The sequence below is a fragment of the Bacillus cereus group sp. MYBK15-3 genome (assembly GCF_051916765.1).
Lineage (GTDB): Bacteria > Bacillota > Bacilli > Bacillales > Bacillaceae_G > Bacillus_A > Bacillus_A cereus.
The window spans coordinates 1386617-1398387 of sequence record NZ_JBQAHG010000001.1 but is presented as its reverse complement, the minus strand read 5'-3'; the positions used below and the strand labels follow the sequence as shown (position 1 = coordinate 1398387).

The window sequence follows — 11771 nt, the reverse complement described above, 5'->3', positions numbered from 1 at the left end:
CTGAAGAGCCTTGTAGGTATTTTGTCTACAAGGCTCTTTTTATTTTCGGCTTAGGGGAATGAAATAGGCATACATTAGAAGGGGAAAGGTGTGAAAATTTAGATGACAAAATGGAAACGAGCAAACCCGAATGGAACGAGAGATTATTTATTCGAAGAATGTACGTTAATTGAAGAAGTAGAACAGAAATTAAGGCTTACTTTTTTAGAGAGAGGTTATGAGGAAATAAGAACACCTACAATTGAATTTTATGATGTTTTTGCATTTCAAAATAGACCGATAGATGAAGAGAAGATGTATAAATTTTTTGATGAAAAGGGAAGGATTATCGTTTTACGTCCAGATATGACAATTCCTTTAGCGAGAGTTATTGGAACACAGAGATGGGATACGCCACTTAAAGTGACGTATAGCGGGAATGTATTTCGAGCGAATGAATCCCATTCTGGAAAATATAATGAAATCGTACAAAGTGGTATTGAAGTTATCGGGATTGATAATGTAAGAGCTGAAATTGAATGTGTAATAAGTGTCATTCAAGCACTTCAAAAGTTGAAGGTGCAATCTTTTACAATTGAGATTGGGCAAGTACAGTTATATAAATGTATTGTAAAAAAACTCTCCATCCATGATGAAGAAGAAAGGGTACTTAGAACGTATATAGAAAGTAAAAATTATGCAGCCCTCTCAAATTTTATCGGAGAAAAGAAATTAAATCGATGCGATGAGACAGTAAGGTTACTTGAGAAATTGCCAAGGCTATTTGGAAATTTAGAAGTTATTGAGGAAGCAGAAAAGCTTGCTTCAAGTAATGAAATGAAAATGGCAATTGCAAGAATAAAAGAAATGTATGAAACAATTGAAACGTTAGGATATGGTTCTTACATATCAATTGATTTGGGCATGATTCAACACTTAGATTACTATACGGGTGTTATTTTCAAAGGATATATATATGAAATTGGAGAAGAAATCGTTAGTGGCGGAAGATACGATGAGCTAATTGGCAATTTTGGAGAAATGCTGCCAGCTGTTGGACTCGCGGTACAAGTAAATCAAATTGTGAAGGCGCTGCAAGAGCAGCAAGAACCATATGAACGAAATCAAATTGATATTGTGATTCATTATGAGTTAAATAGATTAGCGGAAGCAGAAAGGTTACGAAATTTACTTCGAAAGGATGGGAAGAATGCTTGGTTATCTCTATTCTCTAATTTAAGCGATACCTTTCAATTTGCAAGAAAAAATAAAATAGGAACGGTTGTTGAGGCAAAGAATGAATATTTAGTGGAATATGTATGGAATGAGAAATGGGTAGTCCAGAAAGAAGGAGAGGCTTCATGCGTAACATTCAAATTGCGTTAACGAAAGGAAGATTAGAAAAACATGTCATTCCACTTTTTGAGCAGATTGGAATTGATTGTTCCGAGCTCAAAAATAAAGGTCGGAAGCTTGTATTTCAAAGTAAAAATACAAATATTTCATTTATTTTAGTAAAAGCGGTTGATGTTGCTACTTATGTAGAACATGGGGTAGCTGATATTGGCATCGTTGGAAAAGATATTTTAATGGAAAACGAGAAAGATATTTATGAAATGCTGGATTTAGGAGTGGGGATTTGTAAGTTTTGTGTTGCTTCTATTCCTACGTATAATCCGAAGAGTTACCGGAAGAAAAGAATCGCTACGAAATACCCACATATTACTTCTACTTATTTTCATGATAAGGGAGAGGATGTAGAAATTATTAAAATAGAAGGTTCTGTAGAAATCGCTCCTCTTCTTGGATTGGCAGATGCGATTGTAGATATTGTTGAAACAGGAAAAACATTACAAGAGAATGGACTCATTGTATTTGAGGAAATGTACTTTATATCGGCTCGGATGATTGTAAATAAGGCAGCCTTAAAAACTAAAAAAGACGAAATATTCAGCATTATAAATATGATGGAGCAAGAAATCTTATCAGGGAAATAGGAGGATTTAAAATGGAAATCATTTATGAAGACTTTAAGGAGGCATTATCTAAAATAAAAGTGCTAAGAGAAAACGCTAATATAATAGAAGAAACTGTTCAAAGAAGTGTAAGAGAAATCATTAGACATGTAAGGGAAGGAAATGATGAGGCTTTATCTTTCTATACAAAAAAGTTTGATGGTGTAGAGATGAAAGATTTTCGTGTAAGTGAAGAAGAAATACAGCAAGCGAGTATGTTTGTAGAGAATTCATTTTTAGAAGCTTTAAAAGAGGCGAAGAAAAACATTGTTTCGTATCACGAAAAACAAAAGAAGTATTCAATCTTCGATTGTGAAAGTAAAGGCATAATTAGAGGGCAGCTTATTCGGCCATTAGAAAATGTAGGTGTATATGTACCAGGTGGGACAGCTTCATATCCTTCTTCAGTATTAATGAATGTATTGCCGGCGAAACTTGCAGGTGTGAAAAAAATTGTAATGGTAACACCGCCGAGGAAAGGGGGAATTGATCCTCATATAGTAGCTGCTGCAAATCTTGCGGGAGTAGATGAAATTTATACGATAGGTGGCGCACAAGCAATTGCTGCTTTAGCATACGGGACGGAATCGATTCCGAAAGTGGATAAAATAGTTGGACCGGGAAATTTGTACGTCGCTCTAGCGAAACGAGAAGTATACGGGATAGTAAATATCGATATGATTGCTGGTCCATCAGAAATTGTAGTTGTCGCGGATGAAACAGGTAATGCAAAATATATCGCAGCGGATTTATTATCGCAAGCAGAGCATGATGAGAGAGCAACGGCGATTTGTATTACAACGAATATGGAACTAGCTAAAGAAGTAGAAAAAGAGGTAGAAAGACAGTTAGAAACGTTACCAAGAAGTGAAATTGCACGTGAATCAATAAATAGAAATGGAGCCATCTTTATCGTTGCTTCTTTAGAGGAGGCACTAAAGTTATCAAATGAAATTGCTCCAGAACATTTAGAGTTACATATAAAAGAACCGATGAATGCTCTAGATTATGTGAAACATGCAGGCTCTATTTTCCTTGGGCCATATGCACCTGAACCGCTCGGGGATTATTTGGCGGGACCGAATCATGTATTACCAACGAGCGGAACGGCAAGATTTTTTTCTCCGTTATCAGTCGATGATTTCGTGAAAAAATCAAGTTTTATTTCTTATACAGAGGAAGCATTAAAAAATGTACAGCATCATATTGTAGAGCTTGCAAATAAAGAAGGGTTACATGCACATGCGAGAGCAATCCAAATAAGGTTTGAGGAGGAAAAATAATGCGTCAGTCCAGTCAAGCACGTGAGACGAAAGAAACAAAAATTAAATTAAGTTTGCAGCTTGATGAAAGTACGAGTGTATCTATTCAAACGGGGGTTGGTTTTTTCGATCATATGCTGACTTTATTTGCTAGACATGGAAGATTTGGTTTGCAAGTTGAGGCAGAAGGTGATGTATTTGTCGATGCACATCACACCGTTGAAGATGTTGGAATTGTACTCGGAAATTGCTTGAAAGAAGCATTGCAAAATAAAGAAGGAATTAATCGTTACGGTTCCGCGTATGTACCGATGGATGAATCTTTAGGATTTGTTGCAATTGATATAAGTGGACGCTCATATTGTGTATTTCAAGGGGAATTAACAAATCCGAAGCTCGGGGATTTTGATACAGAATTGACGGAAGAATTTTTTAGAGCAGTTGCACATGCTGCCAATATTACATTACATGCGCGCGTTCTATACGGAAGTAATACACATCACAAAATTGAAGCATTATTTAAAGCTTTTGGTAGAGCGCTTAGAGAAGCGGTCGAAAAAAATGCCAACATTACTGGTGTAAATTCAACGAAAGGGATGTTGTAATTGATTGCCATTATAGATTATGGAATGGGGAATATTCGCAGTGTAGAGCAAGCATTAAAATATACTGGCGCAGAGTACATTGTAACGAGTGATAAAGAAGAGATATTGAGAAGCGATGGCGTGATTCTACCGGGAGTAGGTGCATTTCCGAAAGCGATGGAAGTATTAAAAGAAAGAGATTTAGTGTGTGTACTAAAAGAAGTTTGTGACATAGGAAAACCACTCCTCGGTATATGTTTGGGCATGCAACTTTTATTTGAACGAAGTGAGGAACTAAAAGATTGTAGCGGGTTAGGTTTACTACCAGGTGAAATTCGGAAGTTAAAAGTTTCGTATAAAATTCCTCATATGGGATGGAATGAATTAAGGAAGGAAAGAGAATTTCCGCTTTGGAATGGATTAGTGGATGGTTCTTTCGTGTATTATGTTCACTCATATTACGCGGATTGTCCAGATGAAATTGTATGCGGAGTAAGTGATTATGGAATGCAAATACCAGGGTTTGTCGCGAAAGGAAATGTATTTGGTGCACAGTTTCATCCAGAAAAAAGTGGCGAAATAGGCATGCAAATATTAAAAAATTTTCAAGGAGTGGTAGAAGCATGGAAATCTTCCCAGCTATCGATTTAAAAGAAGGGCGATGCGTTAGACTTTATCAAGGAGAGTTTAGTAAAGAAACGGTGATGAATGAAGATCCGGTAGCGCAGGCGATCATATTTGAAAAGCTTGGAGCGGAAATACTACACATTGTTGATTTAGACGGTGCAATTGCTGGCGAGTCGTTAAATTTGCCCGTCATTGAAAAAATCTGCAAGGCGGTACGTATTCCTGTGCAAGTGGGAGGAGGAATTCGTTCACTTGTAACGGTGGAGAAGTTATTGTCAGCAGGTGTAGAAAAAGTGATTTTAGGAACAGCAGCTCTTTATGATAAGTCATTTTTAGAGGAAGCAGTTCGTCTATATAAAGAGAAAATCATTGTTGGAATTGATGCGAAAAATGGTTTCGTAGCAACGAGAGGTTGGCTTGATCTGTCTGAAATTTCTTACGTTAGTTTAGCGAAACAAATGGAAAGTTTAGGTGTTCAAACGATTGTGTTTACAGACATTTCGAAAGACGGGACGCTTGCAGGTCCAAATTTTGAACAATTAGCGATACTTCAAAAAAGTGTGGGCATTCGTCTCATCGCCTCTGGAGGAGTGGCATCTATTCAAGATGTGAAAAAGTTAAATGATATGAATATATATGGTGTCATAATTGGAAAGGCGCTTTACGAGAAAACGATTGATTTAGAAGAAGTGTTACAGGTAACGAAGTTATGTTAGCGAAACGAATCATTCCATGTCTAGATGTGAAAGAAGGGCGAGTCGTAAAGGGTGTAAATTTTATAGGATTACAAGATGTCGGTGATCCGGTTGAAATAGCTGAAGCATATAACGAGGCAGGGGCAGATGAAATCGTATTTTTAGATATTACAGCGACTCATGAAGGAAGAAAAACGATTATAGATGTTGTAGAAAAAACAGCAGCTAAAGTATTTATTCCTCTTACGGTTGGCGGGGGGATTTCAAGTGTGAAAGATATGTACAATTTACTAAGAGCTGGAGCAGACAAAGTTTCAATAAACTCAGCGGCAGTGCGAAACCCGAAGCTTATAGAAGAAGGGACAGAACACTTTGGATCACAATGTATTGTCGTGGCAATTGATGCTAGAAAAGTAGCAGAAGGTAAATGGAACGTATACGTCAACGGCGGAAGAGTTGACACAGGAATGGATGCCATAGAATGGGCGAAGCGTGTTGTTAAACTTGGGGCAGGTGAAATTTTGTTAACGAGTATGGATGCAGATGGAACGAAAAGCGGATATGACCTTCGTTTAACAGAAGAAATTTCAAAAAGTGTTTCCATTCCAGTCATCGCATCAGGGGGCTGTGGTCATACGGATCACATTATAGAAGTTTTTCAAAAGACAACAGTTGATGCAGCGTTAGCGGCATCCATCTTTCATTATGGTGAGGCGACAGTGCAGAGTGTAAAGCGAAAATTAAGAGATGCAAATGTTGAGGTGCGGTTATGAAACCTAATTTTTCAAAAGGATTAATACCAGCAATTGTCATCGAAGAAGGTACGAAAGAAGTTTTAATGCTAGCTTATATGAATGAAGAAGCATATGAAAAAACGTTAGAGACGAAAAGAACATGGTTTTATTCTCGTTCTAGGCAGTCGTTATGGAATAAGGGGGAAACATCAGGGAATCTTCAATATGTGCAATCTTTATATTTAGATTGTGATCAAGATTCAATTGTTGTGAATGTGAAACAAGTAGGATCTGCTTGTCATACGGGAGAGAAGACATGTTTTCACTATCAAATTATATAGGGGGATACATATGGAAAATGCCTTTAAGTTGCTGTATAAAACAATTGAAGAACGAAAGGAAAGCCCACTTCCTGAATCGTATACAAATTATTTATTTTCAAAAGGAGAAGATAAAATTTTAAAGAAAATTGGTGAAGAGTGTGCTGAAGTAATTATCGCATGTAAAAATAATGATAAAGAAGAAGTAGTGAAAGAAATGGTTGATGTATTTTATCACTGTTTCGTTTTATTAGCTGAAAAAAATATTACATTGGAAGATGTCATGCGGGAGGTGAAAGAACGAAATGGAAAGCTTTCGAGAGTTGGGGATAGAAGGGAAATAGATACATTATAAGGGGGAATGTATATGAAAGTAGATTATCATCTTCACTTAGAAGAAGGACCGTATTCAATAGGATGGCTTGCTAAAATAAATGAAGCGCTGGAACGTTATGAACCGCTTCAAGAAAGGCATTCTATTGATTGGCTTATGAAAACACAAGAGCGTTTGCAAAAGCGTGTGAAGGAAGGGCCATTTACAACAGAATGGATGGACCTCTATTTAGAAGAAGCTGTGCGAAAAGGTATAACAGAAGTTGGGATTGTTGATCATTTATATCGTTTTCATGAAGCGAAAGGATATTATGAAAAATATGTAGATATTAGTGATTCTAAGCTCGGTCGTATACAGAAGGAATGGTTAGATCAAGTAAGGGTAGTTTCACTGTATGATTTTACAAAGGTCATTGAAGAGGCGAAAGAACGATGGAGTAAAAGAGGTGTCACACTTAAACTTGGAATTGAAGCGGATTATTTTATTGGTTGTGAAGGAGAGTTAAAAGAATTATTAGCGCTAGGAGACTTTGATTATATAATTGGTTCCGTTCATTTTTTAAATGGCTGGGGATTTGATAATCCAGATACGAAAGAATATTTTGAGAAGCATGACCTACGCGCATTATATGATATGTTTTTTAAAACAGTTGAGAGTGCGATTCGTACCGAGTTATTTGATATTATCGCTCATCTTGATAATATAAAGGTATTTAATTATCGATTGGATGAGAATGAACAGCTTTCTTATTATGAGGAAATTGCCTGTGCGTTAGTAGAAACGAATACGGCAACAGAAATAAATGCAGGATTATACTATCGTTATCCTGTTCGTGAAATGTGCCCAAGTCCACTATATTTACAAGTATTAGCTAAGTATGGTGTTCCAATTACGATTTCTTCGGATGCCCATTATCCAAATGATTTAGGGAATTATGTACAAGAAAATGTACAAACATTACTAGCTCACGGTGTTAATCAGGTTGCAACATTTACGAAGCGAGCAAGAGTAATGAGGTCGCTTGAAGAAGAAGTAACAAATTCAAAATGAAACGCAATTTTTTGATGAAAACCGTCCTTTTTGTTCAAAATAAGAAAGAATGAAAAGGAGGGTAAGAAATGGCGAAACAACAAAATAAACAAAATGTACAAGGTGCACAGCAACAAGCTTATACTTCTGAAACGAATGCTGAATCTCAATCGGTTATTGAGGAGCAAATTAGCGATACGGTTGCAGAAGGAACGATTGATGTGAAGCTTGGAAAAGAATCGCAGGAAAAAGCGTAAGAAAAGGGGAGAGTTGCATCTCCTCTTTTTTCATGGAAAAGTGTCGATTTTTAAAACTATAATCAAATTCCTTGGTTTTTATATGTGGATTTCTTACAATGAAATATAAGAGATATCTTATTTTCTATAGAAGAGGTGTTAGTAGTGGCAAAAATATTAGTAGCGGGAAAAATTCCGGAAATTGGATTAGAACTATTAAAAGATCATGATGTAGAAATGTACGATAAAGAGGAGTTAATTTCTATAGATGAATTAACAGAGCGTGTAAAAGATAAAGATGCATTGTTAAGTTTACTTTCGACAAAGGTGCCAAAAGAAGTTATTGATGCAGCGCCTCATTTAAAGATTGTTGCAAACTATGGTGCTGGTTACGACAATATTGATTACAAGTATGCGGGCGAAAAAGGAATTGCAGTTACGAATACACCGAAAGTATCAACGGAAGCGACTGCAGAATTAACATTTGCACTTCTTTTAGCAGCGGCGCGTAGAATTCCTGAAGGGGATACGTTATGTCGTACGACTGGATTTAACGGATGGGCACCGTTATTTTTCTTAGGACGAGAAGTTCATGGTAAGACAATCGGAATTATAGGTCTTGGAGAAATCGGGAAGGCTGTTGCAAAACGTGCGAAAGCATTTGGAATGGATGTTTTATATACAGGGCCAAATCGTAAGCTTGAAGCTGAAAGTGAGCTGGGGGCAACGTATGTGATGTTGGAAGAATTATTACAAACAGCAGACTTTATTACAATTAACTGTGCTTATAATCCAAATTTACATCATATGATTGATGAAGAGCAGTTTAAAATGATGAAGAAAACAGCGTATATTGTAAATGCTTCACGTGGACCAATTATGAATGAAGCAGCACTTGCTCATGCATTAAAAACGAATGAAATTGAAGGAGCAGCTCTTGACGTGTTTGAATTTGAACCGAAAATTACAGAAGAGCTAAAAGAATTAAAGAATGTAGTACTTGCTCCACACGTAGGGAATGCAACATTTGAAACTCGTGATGCGATGGCTGAAATGGCTGTCAGAAATATTTTAGCTGTATTAAACGGCGAAGAGCCAGTAACACCTGTAAATCAAAAGGTATTAGTTACAAAATAAAAAGAAACCTTCCGGACTCGGAAGGTTTTCTTATTTTTCTTTATTCGCTTTTTTAGACGGTCTTTGTCTAATGAATTGAGATAACATGTACAAAATATATAGTGGAATGGCAATAAATAAGAAAACAGAAAAATTTCCAAATCCTGTTTGATACATTGTAATAATGATTCCAACTAAAAATAGTGTAATAATGATGCTATATCGTGGAATTGGTACATCTTTTAAACTTGGGATACGAATGCGGCTCACCATTAAAAATGCGAACGTTACAAATACGGTAATAAGAACGATTTTTGGAATGGTATGTGAAAATAATGTTAAGAAAGCAACAAGCCCTCCCGCTGCTGTAATCGGTACTCCAGTGAAATATTTCATTGAAGTAGAAGATGGTGTTACATTAAATCGTGCTAAACGATATGCTCCGAAAAGAGGGAATAATCCCGCTATGTATAATCCGATGATTCCGTAGTTTGAGAAAGATGTGTAATACATTAAAACAGCTGGTGCTGCACCAAATGTTACGACATCTGCAAGCGAGTCGAGCTCTTTTCCCATTTGTGAATCAACACGTAATAAACGAGCAACACGACCATCAAGACTATCTAACATCATCCCGATAAGTACTAAAATAGCAGCTGATTTATAATATCCTAAAGATGCATAGCCGATTGATAAAAATCCGCTATATAAATTTCCGAGCGTAAATAAGTTTGGAATAGCTGCTCTATACAAAATCTGATCCCTTGCTTTCTGTAATAAATTCTTAATTAGTGTATGAAAGTTTACTTATTTTATCATACCATAAATTTATTCCTCATACGAAAGAAATTACCAATTTGTGAAAGATTTCATAGAAGGATGGTTTGAAAATTAAGTGAAAATAAAAAGAGGAAGCAACTTGTATAAAGTTGCTTCCTTTACTATTCAAATTTCGTTGTCATCGTTCCAGTTTTATATCGATTATTAGGATCGAAGCGTAATAAATCTCCATAAATTAATTTATCGGAGAGTTTTAATTCTGTTTTTGCTTTTTCAATATACGGCTGACATAGCGTCATGTCAGCTTCTTCACCCGTACTTCTTTTGTAGCACATATTTTTTGTATAAACATACTCTTCAGAAACAAAGCTACCATCACGCATTACCATAAGCGGGTCTTTCTCTTTAATAAATAAGTCAGTTCCAAATTCAACGGATTTATTTGTTTTAATACCAAGTAAATGAAGGAGCGTTGGCTTAATATCAATTTGACCGGATACTTTAGAAACAACTTTTCCTTCTTGGCCAGGCACATGAATAATAAGAGGGACTCGTTGTAATTGCATAGAATCGAATGGTGTAATAGTATCTTTTCCTAGGAACTGTGCCATAGCTGCGTTATGGTTTTCGGAAATACCGTAATGATCACCATAGATGACAATAACGGAATTATCATACAATCCTTCTTCTTTTAATTGTTTAATAAATAATTTAAGAGCTTCATCTGTGTAACGAACAGTTGGGAAGTAGCGGTTTACAACACCACTTTCCGAGTTGAATTCATCAACATATTGATCTTCCGGATTTAGAAGAAATGGAAAATGATTTGTTAATGTAATAAATTTTGTATAGAACGGTTGCGGTAAAGATTTTAACTTTGGAATAGATTGTTCAAAGAACTCTTTATCTTTTAATCCCCAACCGACAGACATTTGCTCCGTTCCTGCGTAATCATTTAAATTAAAGTAACGATCATATCCAAGCGCAGGATACATTACATCCCGATTCCAAAACGTTTTATCATTTGAATGGAAGACGGCAGAAGAATATCCGTATTTCTTTAATTGTTCTGGTGTCGCTGTGTATTCATTTGTTGCATGAGTAAAGAATACAGAACCACGATCTAGCGGATAAAGTGAGTTTTCAACGATAAATTCAGCATCAGAAGTTTTACCTTGTCCAGTTTGATGATAGAAGTTATCGAAATAGAAACTATCCTTAATAAATTCATTTAAAAATGGTGTAATTTCTTTTCCATTTATTTTTTTATTAATAACAAAGCTTTGTGTAGATTCCATTGAAATTAAAATTACATTTTTACCTTTTGCAGCTCCAAATAAGTTTTTATCAACTTGTTTGTCTTTTGAGTCTGTATAGTTTTTAATTTCAGAAAACCCATCCCCACTTGCAAATACACGCTCAGCTGAGGACTTGGATTGAAGCGTAATATCAAATAGATGATATGTGTATAAACCTAAATTCTTCACGACAGTTTGACGGTCAAATGAGCGTGAGAACATTTGTGGTTTATAAATAACTGATACAACAATTTGTAGTGCTAATAAAGCTGTTACACCGCTAAAGAAAGTTCGCTTCTCTGAGCGGGAAAGTGGTGTTTTGTCGCCAAATGATGGGAATTTACGCGAAATAAACATTAAAATAATTGCATCTGCAAATAAAAGTAATGTTTTGTACGTAAAGAGTTCTTTTATACTTGTCCCTAAATCAGCCATATTGTTTGTTTGGAATAAAACTGGGAAAGTAACGAAATCGTTATAGAACCCATAAAACATTGCGTTTCCAAATAAAATAAATGACAGTATAAAACTGATTCCAATTATAATTCGGTTTCGGTGCTTAGATGCAAGTAAAGCTAAGCCGAAAAATAAAAGTAACGCAGCTAGTGGATTGATAAAAAGCATGAATTCTTCAAAGAAATTATCAATTTTAATATCAAATGCTAGCTTGTACACAATATATGTTTTAATCCATAGTAAAACGACTGCAACGAGTGCAAATCGCAGTTTTGGAAACAGATGTTGTAGCATAATATACTCCTC

General features: G+C 35.8%; 14 protein-coding genes. 12 read left to right on the top strand and 2 right to left on the bottom strand.

All coding sequences use genetic code 11. The annotated features are described in order from the left end of the window. The first annotated feature begins 102 nt into the window (after positions 1–102). The 12 genes from ACTFR8_RS07160 (at position 103) to ACTFR8_RS07105 (ending at position 8952) form a co-directional block, all read left to right on the top strand. Complete coding sequence (locus ACTFR8_RS07160) at positions 103–1365, top strand: ATP phosphoribosyltransferase regulatory subunit (RefSeq protein ID WP_000170293.1); 1263 nt, start codon at positions 103–105, stop codon at positions 1363–1365. Beyond that, positions 1341–1976: an ATP phosphoribosyltransferase gene (gene hisG, locus ACTFR8_RS07155; protein ID WP_001244487.1), complete on the top strand. Its 636-nt coding sequence runs from the start codon at positions 1341–1343 to the stop codon at positions 1974–1976. Before ACTFR8_RS07160 ends, hisG begins: the two co-directional genes overlap by 25 nt. 11 nt (positions 1977–1987) lie before the next feature. Then, positions 1988–3277 carry a histidinol dehydrogenase gene (gene hisD / locus ACTFR8_RS07150; protein ID WP_000402914.1) on the top strand — a complete coding sequence of 430 codons (1290 nt, stop codon included), beginning with the start codon at positions 1988–1990 and terminating at the stop codon, positions 3275–3277. Beyond that, positions 3277–3861, top strand: coding sequence for an imidazoleglycerol-phosphate dehydratase HisB (gene hisB / locus ACTFR8_RS07145; RefSeq protein ID WP_001249948.1), 585 nt, complete (start codon positions 3277–3279; stop codon positions 3859–3861). The genes hisD and hisB overlap by 1 nt, the downstream gene beginning before the upstream one ends. Continuing rightward, positions 3862–4491, top strand: coding sequence for an imidazole glycerol phosphate synthase subunit HisH (gene hisH / locus ACTFR8_RS07140; protein WP_000560362.1), 630 nt, complete (start codon positions 3862–3864; stop codon positions 4489–4491). Then, positions 4464–5183 (top strand): 1-(5-phosphoribosyl)-5-[(5-phosphoribosylamino)methylideneamino]imidazole-4-carboxamide isomerase, encoded by a 720-nt coding sequence (gene hisA / locus ACTFR8_RS07135; protein WP_000402298.1) that lies wholly within the window; start codon positions 4464–4466, stop codon positions 5181–5183. The genes hisH and hisA overlap by 28 nt, the downstream gene beginning before the upstream one ends. Continuing rightward, positions 5177–5935 (top strand): imidazoleglycerol phosphate synthase cyclase subunit, encoded by a 759-nt coding sequence (gene hisF, locus ACTFR8_RS07130; protein WP_000880110.1) that lies wholly within the window; start codon positions 5177–5179, stop codon positions 5933–5935. Before hisA ends, hisF begins: the two co-directional genes overlap by 7 nt. Further along, positions 5932–6237: a phosphoribosyl-AMP cyclohydrolase gene (gene hisI, locus ACTFR8_RS07125; protein ID WP_000803962.1), complete on the top strand. Its 306-nt coding sequence runs from the start codon at positions 5932–5934 to the stop codon at positions 6235–6237. Before hisF ends, hisI begins: the two co-directional genes overlap by 4 nt. Before the next feature lie 10 nt (positions 6238–6247). Continuing rightward, positions 6248–6571 carry a phosphoribosyl-ATP diphosphatase gene (gene hisE, locus ACTFR8_RS07120; RefSeq protein WP_000426357.1) on the top strand — a complete coding sequence of 108 codons (324 nt, stop codon included), beginning with the start codon at positions 6248–6250 and terminating at the stop codon, positions 6569–6571. Between the two features lie 12 nt (positions 6572–6583). Then, positions 6584–7600 (top strand): histidinol phosphate phosphatase domain-containing protein, encoded by a 1017-nt coding sequence (locus ACTFR8_RS07115; protein ID WP_000861845.1) that lies wholly within the window; start codon positions 6584–6586, stop codon positions 7598–7600. A gap of 68 nt (positions 7601–7668) precedes the next feature. Further along, entirely contained in the window at positions 7669–7836 is a 168-nt protein-coding gene (locus ACTFR8_RS07110; RefSeq protein ID WP_001118880.1) for a YozQ family protein, read from the top strand. Positions 7837–7980: 144 nt separating this feature from the next. Next, positions 7981–8952 carry an NAD(P)-dependent oxidoreductase gene (locus ACTFR8_RS07105; RefSeq protein WP_001062829.1) on the top strand — a complete coding sequence of 324 codons (972 nt, stop codon included), beginning with the start codon at positions 7981–7983 and terminating at the stop codon, positions 8950–8952. A gap of 30 nt (positions 8953–8982) precedes the next feature. Here ACTFR8_RS07105 and pssA read toward each other — a convergent pair whose 3' ends face one another. After that, positions 8983–9684, bottom strand: coding sequence for a CDP-diacylglycerol--serine O-phosphatidyltransferase (pssA, locus tag ACTFR8_RS07100; protein ID WP_000285417.1), 702 nt, complete (start codon positions 9682–9684; stop codon positions 8983–8985). A gap of 188 nt (positions 9685–9872) precedes the next feature. Continuing rightward, positions 9873–11759, bottom strand: a complete 1887-nt coding sequence (locus ACTFR8_RS07095; protein ID WP_000939082.1) for an LTA synthase family protein — start codon at positions 11757–11759, stop codon at positions 9873–9875. Positions 11760–11771 lie beyond the last annotated feature (12 nt).

Coding starts and splice junctions, on each gene's coding strand:
- hisD (WP_000402914.1), top strand. CDS start 1,988: ATGGAAATCATTTATGAAGACTTTAAGGAGGCATTATCTAAAATAAAA.
- hisF (WP_000880110.1), top strand. CDS start 5,177: ATGTTAGCGAAACGAATCATTCCATGTCTAGATGTGAAAGAAGGGCGA.
- ACTFR8_RS07110 (WP_001118880.1), top strand. CDS start 7,669: ATGGCGAAACAACAAAATAAACAAAATGTACAAGGTGCACAGCAACAA.
- hisB (WP_001249948.1), top strand. CDS start 3,277: ATGCGTCAGTCCAGTCAAGCACGTGAGACGAAAGAAACAAAAATTAAA.
- hisI (WP_000803962.1), top strand. CDS start 5,932: ATGAAACCTAATTTTTCAAAAGGATTAATACCAGCAATTGTCATCGAA.
- ACTFR8_RS07160 (WP_000170293.1), top strand. CDS start 103: ATGACAAAATGGAAACGAGCAAACCCGAATGGAACGAGAGATTATTTA.
- ACTFR8_RS07095 (WP_000939082.1), bottom strand. CDS start 11,759: ATGCTACAACATCTGTTTCCAAAACTGCGATTTGCACTCGTTGCAGTC.
- hisE (WP_000426357.1), top strand. CDS start 6,248: ATGGAAAATGCCTTTAAGTTGCTGTATAAAACAATTGAAGAACGAAAG.
- hisA (WP_000402298.1), top strand. CDS start 4,464: ATGGAAATCTTCCCAGCTATCGATTTAAAAGAAGGGCGATGCGTTAGA.
- hisG (WP_001244487.1), top strand. CDS start 1,341: ATGCGTAACATTCAAATTGCGTTAACGAAAGGAAGATTAGAAAAACAT.
- ACTFR8_RS07115 (WP_000861845.1), top strand. CDS start 6,584: ATGAAAGTAGATTATCATCTTCACTTAGAAGAAGGACCGTATTCAATA.